General features: G+C 72.3%; 19 protein-coding genes. 8 read left to right on the plus strand and 11 right to left on the minus strand.

The window, feature by feature from the left end; genetic code table 11:
- Positions 1 to 264: 264 nt before the first annotated feature.
- Entirely contained in the window at positions 265 to 1,221 is a 957-nt protein-coding gene (locus GA0070562_RS28660) for a LysR family transcriptional regulator (protein WP_091427956.1), read from the plus strand.
- On the opposite strand, the gene GA0070562_RS28665 is transcribed toward GA0070562_RS28660, so the two are convergent.
- Genes GA0070562_RS28665 through GA0070562_RS28700 form a run of 8 tightly spaced genes read right to left on the minus strand, consistent with a single transcriptional unit; the run spans position 1,146 to position 9,292 of the window.
- Positions 1,146 to 2,381 (minus strand): vWA domain-containing protein, encoded by a 1,236-nt coding sequence (locus GA0070562_RS28665; protein WP_091427812.1) that lies wholly within the window; start codon positions 2,379 to 2,381, stop codon positions 1,146 to 1,148. The two genes, GA0070562_RS28660 and GA0070562_RS28665, sit on opposite strands and share 76 nt — an antisense overlap.
- Positions 2,378 to 3,160: an SRPBCC family protein gene (locus tag GA0070562_RS28670; protein WP_091427814.1), complete on the minus strand. Its 783-nt coding sequence runs from the start codon at positions 3,158 to 3,160 to the stop codon at positions 2,378 to 2,380. The genes GA0070562_RS28665 and GA0070562_RS28670 overlap by 4 nt, the downstream gene beginning before the upstream one ends.
- Complete coding sequence (locus tag GA0070562_RS28675; RefSeq protein ID WP_091427816.1) at positions 3,157 to 4,026, minus strand: AAA family ATPase; 870 nt, start codon at positions 4,024 to 4,026, stop codon at positions 3,157 to 3,159. Before GA0070562_RS28675 ends, GA0070562_RS28670 begins: the two co-directional genes overlap by 4 nt.
- Positions 4,023 to 4,595 carry a nucleotidyltransferase family protein gene (locus GA0070562_RS28680; RefSeq protein WP_254663890.1) on the minus strand — a complete coding sequence of 191 codons (573 nt, stop codon included), beginning with the start codon at positions 4,593 to 4,595 and terminating at the stop codon, positions 4,023 to 4,025. The genes GA0070562_RS28675 and GA0070562_RS28680 overlap by 4 nt, the downstream gene beginning before the upstream one ends.
- 8 nt (positions 4,596 to 4,603) lie before the next feature.
- A complete protein-coding gene (locus GA0070562_RS28685; RefSeq protein ID WP_091427820.1) occupies positions 4,604 to 5,470 on the minus strand; it encodes an XdhC family protein in 867 nt (288 codons plus the stop codon).
- Between the two features lie 11 nt (positions 5,471 to 5,481).
- Positions 5,482 to 7,872 (minus strand): aerobic carbon-monoxide dehydrogenase large subunit, encoded by a 2,391-nt coding sequence (locus GA0070562_RS28690; protein ID WP_091427823.1) that lies wholly within the window; start codon positions 7,870 to 7,872, stop codon positions 5,482 to 5,484.
- Positions 7,869 to 8,417 (minus strand): (2Fe-2S)-binding protein, encoded by a 549-nt coding sequence (locus GA0070562_RS28695; protein WP_091427825.1) that lies wholly within the window; start codon positions 8,415 to 8,417, stop codon positions 7,869 to 7,871. Before GA0070562_RS28695 ends, GA0070562_RS28690 begins: the two co-directional genes overlap by 4 nt.
- A 2-nt stretch (positions 8,418 to 8,419) precedes the next feature.
- Positions 8,420 to 9,292, minus strand: a complete 873-nt coding sequence (locus GA0070562_RS28700) for an FAD binding domain-containing protein (protein ID WP_091427828.1) — start codon at positions 9,290 to 9,292, stop codon at positions 8,420 to 8,422.
- Between the two features lie 117 nt (positions 9,293 to 9,409).
- On the opposite strand from GA0070562_RS28700, the gene GA0070562_RS28705 reads away from it, so the two are divergent.
- On the plus strand, positions 9,410 to 10,483 hold the full coding sequence (locus tag GA0070562_RS28705) for an XdhC family protein (protein WP_091427829.1): 1,074 nt from the start codon (positions 9,410 to 9,412) through the stop codon (positions 10,481 to 10,483).
- Positions 10,484 to 10,503: 20 nt separating this feature from the next.
- Here the strand turns inward: GA0070562_RS28705 and GA0070562_RS30835 are convergent, their stop codons facing one another.
- Together GA0070562_RS30835 and GA0070562_RS28710 are read right to left on the minus strand one after the other, a co-directional pair.
- Positions 10,504 to 10,740 carry a hypothetical protein gene (locus tag GA0070562_RS30835; RefSeq protein WP_244255612.1) on the minus strand — a complete coding sequence of 79 codons (237 nt, stop codon included), beginning with the start codon at positions 10,738 to 10,740 and terminating at the stop codon, positions 10,504 to 10,506.
- Positions 10,741 to 10,744: 4 nt separating this feature from the next.
- The gene (locus tag GA0070562_RS28710; RefSeq protein ID WP_254663892.1) at positions 10,745 to 11,608 is read right to left on the minus strand and encodes an FUSC family protein; all 864 of its coding nucleotides are present in this window, start codon (positions 11,606 to 11,608) and stop codon (positions 10,745 to 10,747) included.
- A 140-nt stretch (positions 11,609 to 11,748) separates the two neighbouring features.
- On the opposite strand from GA0070562_RS28710, the gene GA0070562_RS28715 reads away from it, so the two are divergent.
- Positions 11,749 to 12,513, plus strand: coding sequence for a hypothetical protein (locus tag GA0070562_RS28715; protein ID WP_139135513.1), 765 nt, complete (start codon positions 11,749 to 11,751; stop codon positions 12,511 to 12,513).
- Positions 12,514 to 12,557: 44 nt separating this feature from the next.
- Positions 12,558 to 12,923, plus strand: a complete 366-nt coding sequence (locus GA0070562_RS28720; RefSeq protein ID WP_254663893.1) for a cyclic-phosphate processing receiver domain-containing protein — start codon at positions 12,558 to 12,560, stop codon at positions 12,921 to 12,923.
- Positions 12,924 to 12,966: 43 nt separating this feature from the next.
- On the opposite strand, the gene GA0070562_RS28725 is transcribed toward GA0070562_RS28720, so the two are convergent.
- A complete protein-coding gene (locus GA0070562_RS28725; protein ID WP_091427960.1) occupies positions 12,967 to 13,734 on the minus strand; it encodes an aminoglycoside adenylyltransferase domain-containing protein in 768 nt (255 codons plus the stop codon).
- A gap of 189 nt (positions 13,735 to 13,923) precedes the next feature.
- Between GA0070562_RS28725 and GA0070562_RS28730 the strand changes: the two genes are divergently transcribed.
- The 4 genes from GA0070562_RS28730 to GA0070562_RS28745 are packed head-to-tail and all read left to right on the plus strand — an operon-like array spanning position 13,924 to position 17,474.
- Positions 13,924 to 14,832, plus strand: coding sequence for an ABC transporter ATP-binding protein (locus GA0070562_RS28730; protein ID WP_091427832.1), 909 nt, complete (start codon positions 13,924 to 13,926; stop codon positions 14,830 to 14,832).
- A gap of 9 nt (positions 14,833 to 14,841) precedes the next feature.
- Complete coding sequence (locus GA0070562_RS28735) at positions 14,842 to 15,582, plus strand: ABC transporter permease (RefSeq protein ID WP_091427834.1); 741 nt, start codon at positions 14,842 to 14,844, stop codon at positions 15,580 to 15,582.
- Positions 15,583 to 15,585: 3 nt separating this feature from the next.
- The gene (locus GA0070562_RS28740) at positions 15,586 to 16,848 is read left to right on the plus strand and encodes a sensor histidine kinase (protein WP_091427835.1); all 1,263 of its coding nucleotides are present in this window, start codon (positions 15,586 to 15,588) and stop codon (positions 16,846 to 16,848) included.
- Positions 16,845 to 17,474, plus strand: a complete 630-nt coding sequence (locus GA0070562_RS28745; protein ID WP_091427837.1) for a response regulator — start codon at positions 16,845 to 16,847, stop codon at positions 17,472 to 17,474. Before GA0070562_RS28740 ends, GA0070562_RS28745 begins: the two co-directional genes overlap by 4 nt.
- The last annotated feature ends 14 nt before the right edge of the window (positions 17,475 to 17,488 follow it).

Below are 17,488 nucleotides of genomic sequence, written 5' to 3' on the forward strand. Positions count from 1 at the left end.
GGCGCCTGCCGTCGGCAGCCGTGCCGGGTGATGCCCCGAGGCGCCTGCTCCAGGAAGCGGAATCCCCACGGCGAGGCCTTGTCTCCACTTCGCGGTGCTCTGCCGGACCCTGCGCTCGACACGGCGGACGCTCACCCGGCGTACCGGTCAGTTCGCTCTACGGTGCACCGTGCCTGGCGGCGGGGCGGCCGGCGGGGAATGATCGGGGTACGCCGCGGGCTGTCCGGCAGCAGCCCAGCGCGGCAGAAGGGCGGTTCGACGCCGATGACTCCGACGCAGCTACGGGCCTACGTCGCTGTCGTCCGGCTGGGCTCGGTCAAGCAGGCCGCCGCGCATCTGGAGGTCTCCGAGCCGGCGGTCTCGCTGCTGATCGGCCAGCTCCGGCGGGAGTTCGGGGACCAGTTGTTCACCCGGACGGCGGCGGGGCTGGCCTTCACCCCCGGCGGGCTGCGGCTCGCCAGCCGCGCGGCGGAGATGCTGGGCCTGCAGGACCGTACGGTCCTGGAGGTCAGTTCGGCGGCGCACGGCCGCCGGTTGTTGCGGGTCGCCGCGTCCAGCGAGTTCGCCGAGTTCGCCGCGCCGAGGCTGATCGAGCTGTTCGCCAGACGCGCCGCCGACCTGGACATCGAGCTGAGCGTCTCCGACCCCGGTTCCTTCGAGTCGCTGTTGCTGACCCGGGCCGCTGACATCGCGATGGGACCGCTGCCGCCGGTGGCCGATCCGGCGATCTCCTGCCGGCCCATGATGAACTACCGGCTCGTGACGGTCGCCGGCCCGGATCATCCGCTGGCCGGTGTGCCGGCGTCGCCGGGGCAGTTGCGCGACCAGACCTGGCTGCTCGGGCCTTCGGCCACCAACACGCTGGGCGCTGTCCCGGCGATGCTGCGCCGGCTCGGCGTGCCCGAGGAGCGGCAGCAGATCTTCCAGAGCCACGCGGCCGCGCTGGGTGAGGCCCAGCGCGGCCGGGGGATCGCGCCCGCGCTGTCGTTCACCGTCGCGCCGGACGTCCGCGGCGGCCAGCTCGTGGCGTTGTCCGGGCCGCACGCCACAGCCGAGGCGACGTGGCATTCGCTGGTGCTCGTCACCCCCGGCACCCCGTCCGTGGCGGCCGAGCTGTGCCGCTTCGCGTCGACGTCCCGGGCGATTCAGGCGATGATGCGCGGCGTGGGCGTCGCGGCGAACCGTTTCCGGCCCTCGGTGCACGTGACGCTCTGGAGCTGACCGGCGGCCTCCAGCAGGTCCCGGAACGTCGCGGCCGGCAGCAGCCGGTCACAGTAGGGCAGTGCCGCGGCCATTCCCGCCACCAGGGGAGCGAAGCCGGGGGCGCCGGCCCGCGGGTTGAGCCAGACGATCCGGTGTGCGCGGCGGCCCAGCCGCGCCATCACTGCGGCGAGTTCGTCGGGCGGGTCGCTGTCCCAGCCGTCCGAGCCGATCAGCACCACCGCACCGCGAACCGCGTCGCCGTGCGGTGAGGCGAGCAGCGCCCGCAGGTTCGTCGCGATGCGCGTACCCCCGAACCGGTCGGTCACGGCGGCGCTGGCGTCCGCGATCGCCGCGGACGCCGACGTGTGCCGCAGCGCGACGGTGAGCCGGGTGAGCGTCGTGGCGAAGGCGAACACCTCCGCGTCGGCGACCACCGCGAAGGCCCGCAGCAGGTGCAGGTACGCGTGGGCCTGGGCCCGCATCGACTCGCTGACGTCGCACAGCAGCACGACCCGGCGCGGTCGGCGTACCGGCCGCTCGCGGACGACCTCGACGGGCTCCCACGCGGTGCGACGGGCGCGGGCGATCGTCGGACGCAGCGCGACCCGCCGCCCGGCCGGGCCGGCGGCGTGCCGTCTGGTGCGCCGGGACGGCCAGCGGGCGACCGCCTCGCGCAGGGCGTCGCCGAGCAGGTCGAGCTGAGCGTCGTCGAGGTCCTCGAACGGCCGGTCGGCGAGCCCGGCGAGGGCGCTGGGCCGTCGCTCGGGCAGCCGCACCCCGGCATCGGAGGGCTCCTCCTCGGCGACCGGCGCCGGCAGCGTCGCCCACGGCAGCCCGCCGCCGTCGCCCGTGTCGTCGGTGTCGGCGGCCACCGGCAGGTGCACGTCGTCGCGGGTGCCCGGCGGTGCCGCGGACCGGGTGAGTGGTAGTGGTGGCGCGTCGGCGAAGACAGCGGCGAACACGCGGTCGAAGGCGGCGAGGTCGGCGTGCCGCCGCACGAAGCTGATCCGCGCGGCCCAGTAGAGCGCGGTCGTCTCCCCGGGTGTCCACACGCCGAGTGCCCGGACGAAGTCACCGGCCTCGGTGAGCCCGGCGTTCACGCCGGCCCGCCGCAACCGGCCGGCGAAGGCCGTCGCGAACACCGCGCGGTCGACGCCGCGCAGCAGACCGGCGCTCACCGGCGTGCGACCCGCCAGGCGATCACCGCGCCGACGACGACGATCCCGACGAGGACCGGCACGAGGCGCTTGACGACGGCACCACCGGCGATGTGGAGCAGGTCCAGCGTCTCCGGCTCGGTGCGGGTGTCGGCCACGGAGTCCCCGGGCGGGGCGGTGGCGGGCGAGGCCCTGTCGGGCAGGGCGGTGGCGGGCAGGGCGGTGGCGGGCGGGGCCACCTCGGCCGCGAGAGTGCGGGCCGCGGAGGCGTCGGAGGCGGTCGCGGCGGCGACGACCGTCGCGGGCTCGGATGCGTCAGGCGCGGTGGCCGGGGCCGGTGTGCCACCGCCGGTCTCCTCGGCCGCCAGCCTCGCCTCGAGGTTGGCGACGAACTGGGCGAGCAGCTTGCCGGACACCTCCTTGATCATGCCGCTGCCGAACTGGGCCAACCGCCCCGAGATCTTGAGGTCGGTGTCCACGCTGACGACGGTGCGCCGGCCGTCCGGCCGCAGTTCGGCGGTGACCAGAGCGGACGCGTTGGCCGCCGACCGCCGGTCGCGGCCCTTCGCGTCGATCACCCCCCGATAGCGACTGTCGTCCTTCTCGACGAAACGTGCGGTGCCGGCGAACTCGGAGACGACCGGACCGACCTTGACCTTCACCGTGCCCTGGTGGACGTCGCCGTCGACGCCGGTCAGCCGGGCGCCCGGCAGGCACGGTGCGATGCCCTCCAGGTCGGTGAGAACTGCCCACGCACGCGCGATCGGGATGTCGACGGTGAACTCGTTGGTGATTTTCATGCCGGCCTCTCGTGGTGTGCGCCGAGCGCGGCGGCGACGGCGGCGCGGTCGTCGGGGGTCTTGGCGATGGTGCCGATGGTCTGCACGACGTCGTCGGCGGCGAGGTCGGCGGCGCCGAGCACGGACAGCGCGGCGACCCAGTCGATGGCCTCGGCCATGCCGGGTGCCTTGTCCAGGCCGAGCGCGCGTACGTCGCCGACGAAGGTGGTCGCCGTGCGGATCAGCCCATCGGTGGCACCCGGCACGGCCCGCCGGACGATCTCGGTGGCGCGGCCCGGCTCCGGGAAGTCGATCCAGTGGTACAGGCAGCGGCGGCGCAGTGCGTCGTGCAGGTCGCGGCTGCGGTTGGAGGTGAGCACCACGACCGGCGGCGTGGCCGCGGTGAACGTGCCCAGCTCGGGGATGGTGATCCCGGACTCGCCGAGGAACTCGAACAGCAGCGCCTCGAACTCGTCGTCGGCCCGGTCGATCTCGTCGATCAGCAGCACCGGCGGGACCGGTCCCGGGTGGCGTACCGCCCGCAGGATCGGCCGTTCCTGCAGGAACTCCGCGGCGAACAGGTCGGCGTCGGTGAGCGAGGCGTGGCGGGCCTCGGCCAGCCGGATGGCGAGCAACTGCCGCTGGTAGTTCCATTCGTACAGCGCCTCGCCGGGGGTCAGACCCTCGTAGCACTGCAGCCGGATCAGCGGGGTGTCCAGCGCCCGTGCCAGCGCCTTCGCCGCCGCGGTCTTGCCGACGCCGGGCTCGCCCTCGAGCAGCAGTGGCTTGCCCAGTTCCAGCGCGAGGAAGACGGCCATCGCCATGCCGTCGTCGGCCAGGTAGTCGACGGCGTCGAGCCGGCGCCGGACGTCCAGGGGATCCTTCACCGCGCTTCGCCCGAGAGCAGCCGCCGGTAGTCCGCGCGGGTGTCCACGTCGATCGGCACCGGCCCGTCCACGGGGACCTCCGTGACCGGATACCGGCCGGAGTGCAGCAGCTTCCACACCGCCTTGTCGCCGTGCAGGACACGCAGCTCCGGCAGGACGTCACTGGCGAACCAGAACGGGTGGCCCAGGCCGTCGGCGTACCGGCACACCGCGAGCGGGGTGGCCGCCGCCGCGACGCGGCGTACGTCGGCGGCCCGTACGCCGGGCTGGTCGCCGAGCAGGAGCACGAGCCCGTCGGCGCGCGGGTCCACCGCCTGCGTCGCGGCGCGGACCGACGACCCGCAGCCAGTGCTGAACTCGGCGTTCTCGACGATTTGGACCCCGGTCAGGTCCACCCGCTCGCGGATCAGGTGGGCGGCGCCGCCGAGGGTCACCAGCAACTGGTCGAAGGCGCACGAGCGGGCCAGGTCGAGGGTGGCGTCGAGCAGCGTCCGCCCGCGGTACGGCAGTAGCTGTTTGGCCTCGCCGAGGCGCACCGAGGCCCCGGCGGCCAGGACCAGGCCGGTCACGAACACGGCTACGCCGCCACGTGCCGGTCGAGGCAGCCGGGGCAGCAGAACCAGTGGTCGGTGCCGTCGATCCGCACGTGTGGTGTGTCCGGCCCGACCAGGACGGTCATCCCGCACACCGGGTCGACTGCTTGCTGGGGGAGCGCGGCGGGTTGTGCGGGGGAGGAGGCGAGGCCGTCCACCCGGAGCGCCCGCACGACCTCCGCCATGATCGACAGCGCGATCTCCTGCGGTGAGCGCGCCCCGATCTCCAGTCCGGCCGGGGTCCGGACCCGGGCGCGCTCCGCGTCGGACAGCTCCATCTCGTCGAGCACCGCCGCGCCGCGGGTACGGCTGGCGACCAGCGCGATGTGCCCCACTCCGGCATCCAGGGCGGCGCGGATGGCGTCCTGTTCGCCCTTGCCGAGGCCGGCCACCACGACCACCGTCGCGCCCGAGTGGTCACCGGACGTGGCCACCTCGAAGTCGAGGAAGGCGGCCAGCGTGGCCACCGCCGCGCTGATCGGCGTGTCGCCGACCAGACCCAGCACGGGTACGGGCAGCACCGGGCGCAGGAAGATCTCCAGCGCCCCGCCCGAGTGGCACGGGTTGACCACGACCCGTGCGCCCGGGGTGTCGGGGAAGGCGGGCGCGCCGTCCGGCAGGACCCGCAGCAGCAGCGCGTTGCCGTCCCGGAGGGCGTCCAGGGCGGCCGCCCGCACCGAGTTCTCGGCGCACATCCCGCCGACGAAACCCTCGATGGTGCCGTCCGGCAGGATCACGGCGTCGTCGCCGGGCCGGGCCGACGTCGGGTCCTGCGCCCGGACCACCGTGGCGTGCACGAACGGCGCGCGCGAGACGGTCAGATCACGCGTACGGCGGGCGATCGTCGTCATGGCCACCTCCCCTAGATCGGCGGGCGGGCGTTGCCGCGCATCGCGTCCCAGACGCGCGACGGCGTCAACGGCATGTCGGCATGCCGTACGCCGAAGGGTTCGAGTGCGTCGACGATCGCGTTGACGATGGCGGGCGGGGAGCCGACGGTGGCCGACTCGCCCACGCCCTTCGCGCCGATCGGGTGGTGCGGGGACGGGGTGACGGTGAAGCCGGTCTCCCAGTCGGGCACCTCGAGCGCGGTGGGCAGCAGGTAGTCCATGAGCGACGCGCCGAGGCAGTTGCCGTCCTCGTCGAACGCGATCATCTCCATGAGGGCCATGCCGACACCGTCGGCCAGCCCGCCGTGCACCTGACCCTCGATGATCATCGGGTTGATCCGGGTGCCGCAGTCGTCGACGGCGATGAACCGCCGCACCTTGACCTGCGCGGTGCCGGGGTCGATGTCCACCACGCAGATGTACGCCCCGTGCGGATACGTCAGGTTCGACGGGTTGTAGCAGATCTGCGCCTCCAACCCGCCCTCGACGCCCTCGGGCAGGTCCCCGGCGCCGTGCGCCCGCATCGCGACGTCCTGGATGGTCACGCTCTTGCCCGGGTCCCCCTTGACCCGGAAGGAACCCTTGTCCCACTCCAGGTCGGCGACCGAGACCTCCAGCATGCCGGAGGCGATGATCCGGGCCTTGTCGCGGACCTTGCGGGCGACCAGGGCCGCCGCGGCGCCGGAGACGGGGGTGGATCGGCTGCCGTACGTGCCGAGACCGAACGGCGTGTTGTCGGTGTCGCCGTGCACCACGTCGATGTCGTCCGGTGGGATGCCGATCTCCTCGGCGACGATCTGCGCGAACGTCGTCTCGTGTCCCTGGCCCTGGGACTGCACGCTGAGCCGGACCACGGCCTTGCCCGTCGGGTGCACGCGCAACTCGCAGCCGTCGGCCATGCCCAGGCCGAGGATGTCCATGTTCTTGCGCGGGCCGGCGCCGACGGCCTCAGTGAAGAACGCGATGCCGATGCCCATCAACTCGCCCCGGGCCCGCTTCTCCTGCTGCTCGCGCCGCAGGTCGGCGTAGCCGGCCATCTCCATCGCGAGCCGCATGGTCGGCTCGTAGTCGCCGGAGTCGTACACCCAGCCGGTCTTCGTCGTGTACGGGAACTGCTCCGGGCGGATGAAGTTCTTCAGCCGCAGCTCGGCCGGGTCCATGCCCAGCTCGTCGGCGAGGCAGTCGACGATCCGCTCGACGAGGTAGACGGCCTCGGTGATGCGGAACGAACAGGCGTACGCCACCCCGCCCGGTGCCTTGTTGGTGAAGACCGCAGTCATCTTGCAGTACGCGGCCTCGATGTCGTAGCTGCCGGTGAAGACCCCGAAGAAGCCGGCCGGGTACTTCACCGGCGCGGCGGTGCCGTTGAAGGCGCCGTGGTCGGCGAGGACGTTGGTGCGGATGGCCAGGATCCGGCCGTCGCGGGTCGCCGCGATCTCACCACGCATGATGTAGTCGCGGGCGAAGCCGGTGCTGATCAGGTTCTCGGAGCGGTCCTCCATCCACTTCACCGGCTTCCCGGTGACGATCGAGGCGACGATCGCGCAGACGTACCCCGGATAGATCGGCACCTTGTTGCCGAAGCCGCCGCCGATGTCCGGCGAGATCACCTGGATCTTGTGCTCGGGGATGCCCGCCACCAGGGCGTAGAGGGTGCGGTGCGCGTGCGGCGCCTGCGTGGTGGACCAGAGGCGCAGCTTGCCGTCGACGGCGTCGAAGTCGGCGACCGCGCCGCACGTCTCCATCGGCGCTGGGTGCACCCGCGGATAGACCAGGTCCTGGCTGACCACGACGTCCGCCCGGGCGAACACCGCCGCGGTGGCCGCCTCGTCGCCGGTCTCCCAGTCGAAGCAGTGGTTGTCGGTCTTGCCCTCGAGATCGTCGCGGATCACCGGGGCGCCCGGCTCCAGCGCCCGGCGGGCGTCGACGACCGGATCGAGGACGTCGTACTCGACGTCGATCAGCTCCAGCGCGTCCCGCGCCGCGTAGCCGTCCTCGGCGACGACGAACGCCACCTCCTGCCCCTGGAAGCGCACCTTGTCGGTGGCGAGCACGGCCTGCACGTCGTTGGAGAGCGTCGGCATCCAGGCCAGACCCTGCTCGGCCAGCATCGCCCCGGTCACGACCGCCTTGACGCCGGGCGAGGCCTCGGCCGCGCTCGTGTCGATGCTCAGGATCCGCGCGTGCGCCACCGGCGAACGGAGGATGGCCAGGTGCAGCATGCCGGGCAGCCGGATGTCGTCGACGAACCGGCCCCGGCCGCGGACGAACCGCGGATCCTCCTTCCGCAGCATGCGGCCGTATCCCACCGGCTTCTGGTCGTTGTCGTGGAAGGTGTCCACGCGCTCGTGCACAGTCGTCATACGACGCTCCCGGCGGGCTGGCCGGCGTTGTCGATCTCGCCGGCTTCGCGTGATTCGGTGGTCTCGGTGACCGCGGCGGCGGCGTTCGCCTCGTGTACGGCGGCCCAGCGCACCGAGCGCACGATGGTGGCGTAACCCGTACAGCGGCAGATCTGACCGGAGATCGCCTCCCGGATCTCCGCCTCGGTCGGGTCCGGGTTGCGGTCGAGAAGTGCGCGGGCCGTCATCATCATGCCGGGGGTGCAGAAGCCGCACTGCAGGCCGTGGCACTGGATGAAGCCCTGCTGGACCGGATCGAGCTCCGCGCCCTTCGCCAAGCCCTCGACGGTACGCACCTGGTGCCCGCCGGCCATCGCGGCCAGCACGGTGCACGACTTCACCGGTTCGCCGTCGAGCCAGACGACGCAGGTGCCGCAGTTGCTGGTGTCGCAGCCCGAGTGCGTGCCGGTCAGGCCCAGCACGTCGCGCAGGAAGTGCACCAGCAGCAGGCGACCCTCGATCTCCCGGGTGACCTCGACGTCGTTGACGGTCATGGTGACCTGCATGCTCAGCTCCTCGCCCGTTCCACGGCCCGGCGCAGGGTCCGTCTGGTCAGCTCGTCGGCCAGGTGCCGCTTGTAGTCCGCGCTGCCCCGCTGGTCGGTTGCCGGATCACAGCTACGGGCGGCGATCGCACCGGCCTGCTCGAAGAGGCTCTCGCTGGGCTCCTGCCCGCGCAGCGCCGCCGAGATCTCCGGGATGCCCGTGGTGTTCGGGCCCACCGCGGCCAGCCCGACCCGGGCGTCGGAGATCACGCCGCCGTCGAGCCAGACCGCCGCGCCGGCCGAGACCACTGCCCAGTCGCCGGCACGGCGCTCGACCTTCTCGTAGGCGCTGCCGCAGCCGGGTCGCACCGGCAGCCGTATCTCGACCAGGATCTCCCCGTCACCGACGGCCGTCTCGTACGGCCCGACGTGGAACTCCTCCATGGACACCAGCCGTTCGGCGCCGCCCGGCCCACGGATCACGCAGCTCGCGTCCAGGGCGGTGCAGACCGCGGACAGGTCCTCCGACGGGTCCGCCTGGCACAGGGAGCCGCCGAGTGTGCCCCGGTTGCGCACCACCGGATCGGCGATCACCCGTTCGGCGTCGGCGAAGATCGGGAAGGCCGCCGTCAGGGTGGCGGACTCGAGCAGTTCCCGATGCCGGGTCAGCGCACCGATGCGCATCTCGCCGGGGCCCGCCTCGATGTAGCCGAGCTCGTCGTGCAGATCGTTGATGTCGATGAGATAGTCGAAACTGGCCAGCCGCAGCTTCATCATCGGCAGCAGGCTGTGCCCGCCGGCGATCAGCCGTGACGTGCTGCCCAGCCGCTCCATCAGGCTGATGGCGTGGTCCACACTGGTCGCTCGTTCGTACTCGAACGGGGCCGGCACCTGCATATCGCACCTCCGGAAGTCGTCAATGTGGTGCCGGTGCCCGCGGAAGTCAACGCCGACCTAAGCAAGTCCTTAGGTCGGCGTTGACGGTGCCGCTGCTGCTCACGGATCGTGCGGCCCATGCGAGACATCGTCGACGGGTTGACCGCGTGGCGTGCCGCAGGCGTCCGGTTCGCCGTCGCGACAGTCGTGCGGACCTGGAGGTCGGCGCCCAGACCGGCGGGTGCGGCCATGGCGGTCTGCGCCGACGGCGAGGTCGTCGGCAGCATCTCGGGAGGATGCGTCGAGGGCGCGGTTTACGAACTCTGCCGGGAGGCCATACGGACCGGCCAGGCGCGCACCGAGACCTACGGGGTCGGCGACGACGACGCCTTCGAGGTGGGCCTGACCTGCGGTGGCACCATCGAGGTCCTGGTGCAGCCGGACGTCGTGCTGACCGAGCCCGACGCGGTGCTCGCCGCCATCCGCGCGGGCGAGCCGGTGGCGACGGCGTCGGCCGGGAAGGCCCAGATGGTGGTCTGGCCCGACCGGGTGGCCGGCACCCTCGGTGACGCCGACCTGGACCGCGCGGTGGCGCGGCAGGCCGAGGGCATGCTCGCCCTCGGCACCACGGGAACCATCCAACTCGGTGCGCGCGGGCAGCAGCGGCACGACGAGGTGTCCGTCTTCGTCCAGTCGTACCTGCCGCCGCCACGGATGATCGTGTTCGGCGCGATCGACTTCGCCGTCGCGGTGGCCCGGATCGGCCGCTTCCTCGGCTACCACGTCACGGTGTGCGACGCCCGTCCGGTGTTCGCCACCCGCAAACGCTTCCCCGACGCCGACGACCTCGTCGTCCAGTGGCCGCACACGTACCTGGCGTCGACGGCAGTCGACGAGCGCACGGTGCTCTGCGTCCTCACCCACGACCCGAAGTTCGACGTCCCGCTGCTCCAGGTCGCCCTGCGCACCCCGGCCCGCTACATCGGCGCGATGGGCAGCCGCCGCACCCACGCCGACCGGCTGCGGCGCCTGCGCGAGGCGGGCGTGGACGAGGCCGCCCTCGCCCGGCTCTCCTCGCCGATCGGGCTCGACCTGGGGGCACGCACGCCGGAGGAGACCGCCGTCGCGATCGCCGCCGAGTTCGTCGCCCTGGCCGCGGGAGGCTCCGGCCGGCGGCTGACGGACCTCGACACCCCGATCCACCACCGCTGAGCGGACCAGCGGCGCACGTGTCACCCCCGGCTCAGGCCGAGCGCCTCGTCCACCCGGTCCAGCACCGCCACGTCGTCGTGGCCGACACCGCGCAGCAGGTCGATGGCGGTCGCCCGGATCTGCCCGACGATCATGGTGACCGGCAGTGGCGGGTCGGCCCGCAGCAGGCCCGCGGCGATCCGTACCGCCTCCAGGGCCGCCGTGTCGGCCTGCTGTGCGTGCCGGTCGGCGTCGGCGCCGGTGAGGTCGTGGGCCATGGCCTCACCGGCCGACCGTACGGCGGAGGTCAGCGCGCCGATCGCGGCGGCCAGCTCCGGCGGGGGTGGCGGTGTGCCGGCGGGTCAGGGTTACGCCCGCCCGGGTCAGCACGCGGATGTTGCGAGCGGCGTAGTCGAGCTGCCGTAACGTGGCCTCCACCTCGGCGAGCTTGTCCAGGTGCCGGCGGCGCAGTCCCAGGCGCAGCGTCTCGCCGGTGGCGAGCACGGCGGCCTGCATCTCGGCGACGCAGTCGTCCACCTGCCGTGCCCGGTCCAGCGCGGCGCGGGCGGCGTCCTCGTCGCAGCTTCGCAGCGCCGCGTTGACCTGGTCGAGCAGATCGGCCAGGTCGGTGTAGCTGCGCCGGGCCTGCGCCACCAGTGGCGCCAGCGGGTCGCGGGCGGCCATCAGTTGGCTGGCGGCCAGTGCCACCACGCCGCCGATGAGCGCGTCGACGAAGCGGAACGGCATCAGCGTCCCGTTCGGCGCGGAGACCACCACCAGGTACATGGCCGAGACGCTTGCCTGCACGACCAGGGCACGGCGGGCCCCGATCACCACGAGCGTCGTGGTGGTCAGCAGCAGCACCAGCAGAACCGTCTCGGTGCCCGGGCCCAGCGCGTACACCAGCAGCTCCGCGACGAGTACGGCGGCTGCCACGGCGAGCAGGATCTCGACGGTCTGCCGCAACCGTCGACCGCGGGACTCGCCGAGCACGACGAGCGCGGCGGTCGGTGCGAAGAACGGGTCCGGGTGGCGGATCACCACCGCCGCCACGAACCAGGCGACCACCGCGGCAGCGGTCAGCTCGACCACTGTCATCCCGTCGCCCCGCAACCGCGCGACGGCGTCGCGTACCCAGGTCCGCACCGGTGGTGCCCCTTTCGCCGGGCGGACCTGGACCGGCCGCCGATCGATCTTCTGCGAGGAGGGCCACTACCCCGGCTGTGACCTGCTCAATCGTTCGGGTGGCGGGTGGCGGGTGGCGGGTGGCGGGTGGCGGGTGGCGGGTGGCCGACGACGGCCATAGACAGTTGTCCGACGACGACTACCTCACCCACCCCCGATGGCATGAAGTCACCCACGCCGCGGCCGGCACCCACCACCTCATGACCGGCGAAACGCCTCCGTGGTTGACGGTCGCCGCTGCAACGATGATCCTGACCGCCGACACGCTGCACGGCGAGCGCGAACCTGGGGAGCCGGATGTGGATACGCCTAACGAACGCGCGTTTCAGGCACTGCTCGCCGAGTACTCGGGCCTGCTGCAGCTCATCGACCGCAAGGCGACAGTGATCGCAACGCTGGTGACCTTCCACATCACGGCAGTAGCCACGATCGTCGGATTGTTGGTCGCACGCAAGGGCGACGTACGTCTCCTGGTTCTCGTACCGCTGATCTCGTCGACGCTCGGCCTGCTTGTCGCATCGCAGGACCGCGACGCGCGGATGGCCGAATCCTACGTGGAGACGACGCTCCGGCCGCTTGTCGAGGAGGCCAGCGGGGAAAGCCGCCTGTGGCGGTGGAGTGAGCACCTCGTCCATGGCCGGGATGCCGTGGTGGTAGCGATAACCAGGGCGGTCCCCCTGGGAGTGCTCTTTCCCGGGCTGGCCATCCTGTCGTTGGTGGCGACGGTGCCTCACATGCGTTCCTGGCTCGACTGGATGGGCTGGTCCGTCGGCCTGCTCCTGACAATTCTCTTGATCGTGGGTTGGCTGGAGCACGGCGCGCTGTTGGCCCGGCGCCTGCTCTCGCTTCTGCGGCGGACCGGATGACCCTGGGCACGCCGGTCGGTGGCGGGTCTGCCGAGGATGGTGGCGTGGATGACGAGACGCTGCCCGGAATCGTGCTGGTCGACGACCTGCGCTCGTTTCTCGACGGCCGGGTGGCGCACGTGGCGCGCACCAGCGGGGCCGGCGTCGAGGCGCTGGCGCGATACCGCGATCAGCGACTGGACGAGCTGTGGCTCGATCACGACCTCGGCGAGGACGACACGATCTGGCCGGTCGTCGAGGTGCTGGAGCGGGCGGCGTTCGATGGGCGTCCGTTCGACGTCGGTGTGGTGTACGTCCACTCGGCGAACCCGGCCGGCTCCGAGAGGATCATGCAGACGTTGCGGCGCTGGGGGTACCACGTCCGCTCGGCGGCCGGCTCACCGTATGTCGGCTACCGGGCCGCCCGCTGACCAGCCGCAGCCGGTGCGGCAAGCCATCGCGCGATGGCGGGAGCTAGCCCCGCGTGTCGCGTTCCCGGGTCAGGATGGCGGCGCTGACCTCGTGCACGAACGCCCTGACCTCGTCGAACCGGCCGGGATCGCTGTCCTGGCCGGAGTCGTACCACCAGTCGCGCGCCCAGACGACGAGGCCGGCCCATCGCGGGCAGGCGGTGGCGGTCTGGTCGGCGGCCTGCCGCTTGGACAGTTGCCGGCCGTTGCGCAGGCGCTGGTAGGCGCGGCAGAGGGTGAGCACCGCGTACGACTGGGCTCCGGGTGTGGTCATCTGGGTCACCCAGGCCGGCCAGTCACGGACGTGGTCCAGCAGGGCCGAGCGGACGAGGCCGGGTTCGACGGCGGGCAGCAGCTCGTCGGCCGGGGGCCCCAGCAGCGTACGGCCGTAGTCGCGCACGGCGGCCCAGGTCACGACGCGGTGGGTGGTGGCGGGCAGCAGGTGCAGCAACTCGCCGGGGCTGATCCGGGCGATCAGGTGGTCCCGGCCGCCGACGGCGCGCACCGCGTCCAGTGACACGTATTCCACCTCGATCCGGCCCGCCCACTGCGGATGCCGCCGGTCGAGATCCGCGTGCAGTCCGGCGAGTCCGTCGATGAGCTTCTCGTCCGGGTCGCCGGCGAGGACCGCGAGCAGGTCCAGGTCGCTGCGATTCGCGGCGAAGTCGCCTGCCACCAGCGACCCGTGCAGGTAGAGACCCAGAAGCCGGCCGGCCAGCGCACGGTGCCACGCGTCGCGGAGATCGGAGAGAACCGGGTCGGCTGGGAGCATCAGATGATCCTGCACCGCCGGTCGGCGGGCGGCCACCGGGTAAACCGGCCCGGCCACGCCGCCCGTACGCCGAGGGGCGGCGGACCCCGCCATCAACCACCTGGTTGACCGCCGCACCCACCGGGCTGCGCGGCGGCTCCCGCCGCGCGGTCGATTCGGCGTACGGGTGCCGGACGGCACGCTTCTGCCATGGCAATCATCGAGGTGGACGGCCTCGTCAAGCGCTACGGCGAGCACACCGCTGTGGACGGCGTCAGCTTCGCCGTCGAGCAGGGCGAGATATTCGGCATCCTGGGTCCGAACGGGGCCGGCAAGACCACGACTGTCGAGTGCGTCGAAGGGTTGCGCGTCCCGGACGGCGGCACCGCCCGGGTCTGCGGCATCGACCCGCAACGCGACACCGGGGAGCTGCGGCACCTGCTCGGCGCGCAGCTCCAGGCGAGCGAGCTGCCCGACAAGCTCACAGTCGGCGAGGCGATGGAGCTGTACAGCTCCTTCTACCGCCGGCCGGCCGACTGGCGGGCGCTGATCGACACGCTGGGCCTCACCGGCAAGCTCGGTACGCAGTTCCGGCGGCTCTCCGGCGGGCAGAAGCAGCGGCTGTCGATCGCGCTCGCGCTGGTCGGCGACCCGAAGGTCGCGGTGCTCGACGAGCTGACCACCGGCCTCGACCCGCAGGCGCGGCGCGACACGTGGGATCTGATCGAGGGCGTCCGCGATCGGGGGGTGACGGTGCTGCTGGTCACGCACTTCATGGAGGAGGCGGAGCGGCTCTGCGACCGGCTGGCGGTGATCGACGCCGGTCGCCTGGTCGCGCTCGACTCCCCGGCCGGGCTCGTGGCGCGTGTCGACGACCGGCAGCGGATCCGGTTCCGGCCCTCCGCGCCGCTTGATCACGCCCTGCTGACCGCGCTGCCGGAGGTCGCGTCCGTCGAGCGGGCCGGCAGCCAGCTCGTCGTGACCGGTACGGGGAACCTGCTGCTCGCCGTGACCACCGTGCTCGCCCGCCACCAGGTCGTCGCGGCCGATCTGCGGGTCGAGCAGACCTCGCTGGACGACGCGTTCGTCGCGCTCACCGGCCGCCCGATCGACGCCTGAGGAGACATCATGTCCGCGCTGTACCGGCTCACCGCCACCGAGACCAGACTGTTCTTCCGCGAGCCGATCATCGTCTTCTTCGCGCTCGGGTTCCCGCCGCTCCTGCTCGTCATCTTCGGTGCTATCCCCGCGTTCCGGGAGCCCGACGCCGACCTCGGCGGGCTGCGGACCATCGACCTGTACGTGCCGATCATCGTCGCGCTGAGCATCGCCATGTTCGCGCTGAACAGCCTGTGCCAACTGCTCGCCACCTACCGGGAGAAGGGCGTGCTGCGCCGGATGCGGACCACGCCGGTCAAGCCGGCGGCGATGCTCGGCGCGCAGTTGCTGATGTCCACGGCGATGTCCGTGGTGACGATGCTCGTCGCGCTCGCCATCGGCCGGCTGGCGTTCGGCGTGCGGCTGCCCCGGCAGGTGCCGGCGTACCTGACGAGTTACGTGCTGGCAGCCGTGACGATGTTCGCGATCGGTCTGCTCGTCGCCGCGCTCGCGCCCAGCGGCAAGAGTGCCGGGGCGGTCGGGACCGTACTCTTCTTCCCCGTCGTGTTCTTCGCCGGTCTCTGGATCCCGCGCGACAGCATGCCCGGCGTGCTGCGGACGATCAGCGACTTCACCCCGCTCGGCGCGGGCGTGCAATCATTGCAGGACGCCACCGCCGGTCAGTGGCCGCAGGTGCTGCACGTGGCCGTGATGCTGGGGTGGACGATCGTGGCCGGCGGGCTGGCCGCGCGGTACTTCCGCTGGGAGTAGGTCGTGAGCATCGAGGCCGAGCTACGTGCGGAGTTCGACCGCTGGGAACGCAACGAGAAGGTGTTCTTCGCCGTCCTGCCGTACGTCCTCCTGTCGATCTGCACGCTCATCACGCTGGTGCTGCCGTTCTGGGACGTGTCGCTGAATCTGCCGCTGGTGCTCGGGCTCACGCTCGTGATCGCCCTCTGGGTGGGCTGGTTCCACGCCCACCCGCGGTGGCAGGAGAGTGGCCCGTTGACGGGCCTCTACTACGTGGGGCTCATCGTGCTGGGGGCGAGCGTGGTGACGCTCGCCCCCTGGTACGGCATCTTCACCTTCATCGGCTACGTCCACGCGTTCCTGTTCCTGAAGGGCCGGTGGCGGTACTCCGGGGTCGCCGCCACGGCGGTGATCCAGGCCGCGTCGTCCACCGGCGGCCTGTCCGGCGCGACGGTGAACGAGTGGCTGGTGCTGTCGCTGGTCATCATCGTGCTGGCCGGGGCGTTCTTCCGCTTCGCCGAGCTGGACGACCGGCGCAACCACAGGCAGAAGCGGGCGCTCGCCGAGCTGCACGAGGCGAACGTCAGGCTGGAGGCGGCACTCGCGGAGAACGCCGGCCTGCACGCCCAGCTGCTCGTGCAGGCACGCGAGGCGGGCGTGCAGGACGAGCGGCAGCGGATGGCCCGGGAGATCCACGACACGCTCGCCCAAGGGCTCGCTGGCATCCTCACCCAGCTCCAGGCCGCCGAGCAGACGGCCGGCCGGGCCGAGGTGTGGCGCCGGCACGTGGACAACGCGAAGAACCTGGCCCGCGACAGCCTCACCGAGGCCCGCCGTACGGTCCACGCGGTGCAGCCCGAGGTGCTCGCCGAGGCCCGGCTGCCGGAGGCGATCAGCGACGTGACCCGGCGCTGGTCGCAGGTGCACCGCATCGACGCGGTGCTGACCACCACCGGCGAGCCGCGCCCGATGCACGCCGATGTCGAGGTGACGCTGTTGCGTGCCGCGCAGGAGGCGCTCGCCAACGTGGCCAAGCACGCCCGGGCCAGCCGGGTCGGGCTGACGCTGTCGTACATGGAGGATCTGGTGACGCTCGACGTACGCGACGACGGGGTGGGTTTCGAGCCGGGCACGAGGCGCGCCGACGGCGCCGGGGGTTTCGGGCTCACCGGCATGCGGCAGCGGGTGCAGCGCCTCGCCGGACGACTGGAGATCGAGTCGGAACCCGGCGGCGGTACGGCGATCTCGGCGACAGTGCCGGCCATCCCCGCCGGAGCGGGCCGGTGATCTCACTGTTGATCGTCGACGACCATCCGGTGGTACGCAACGGTCTGCGGGGCATGTTCAGCGCCGACCCGCGTTTCGAGGTGCTGGGCGAGGCCGGTGACGGTGCGGAGGCCATCATCGCGGGGGAGGCGCTGCGGCCGGACGTGATCCTCATGGACCTGCGGATGCCGAAGGCCGACGGTGTCACCGCCATCAGGGAGCTGGCGCGGCGAGGGGTGCCCGCCCGCGTGCTGGTGCTGACCACGTACGACACGGACAGTGACGTGCTCCCAGCCATCGAAGCCGGCGCCACCGGCTACCTGCTGAAGGACGCGCCGAGCGAGGAGCTGTTCCGCGCGGTGGAGGCGGCCGCGCAGGGGCAGGCGGCGTTGTCCCCGGCCGTCGCGACGCGACTCATGCGGCAGATGCGGCAACCGGCCTCGGAGCCGCTGTCGCAGCGGGAACTGGAGGTCCTGGAACTGGTCGCCCGGGGCTCGACGAACCGCGAGGCGGCCCGGCAGTTGTTCATCAGCGAGGCGACTGTCAAGACGCACCTGCTGCACGCGTACGCGAAACTCGGCGTCAACGACCGCGCGGCGGCCGTGGCGGCAGCGTTCTCCCGCGGCTACCTGACGCCGGAGCGGTGAGGACGACGGCGGCC

The organism is Micromonospora tulbaghiae (assembly GCF_900091605.1).
GTDB lineage: Bacteria > Actinomycetota > Actinomycetes > Mycobacteriales > Micromonosporaceae > Micromonospora > Micromonospora tulbaghiae.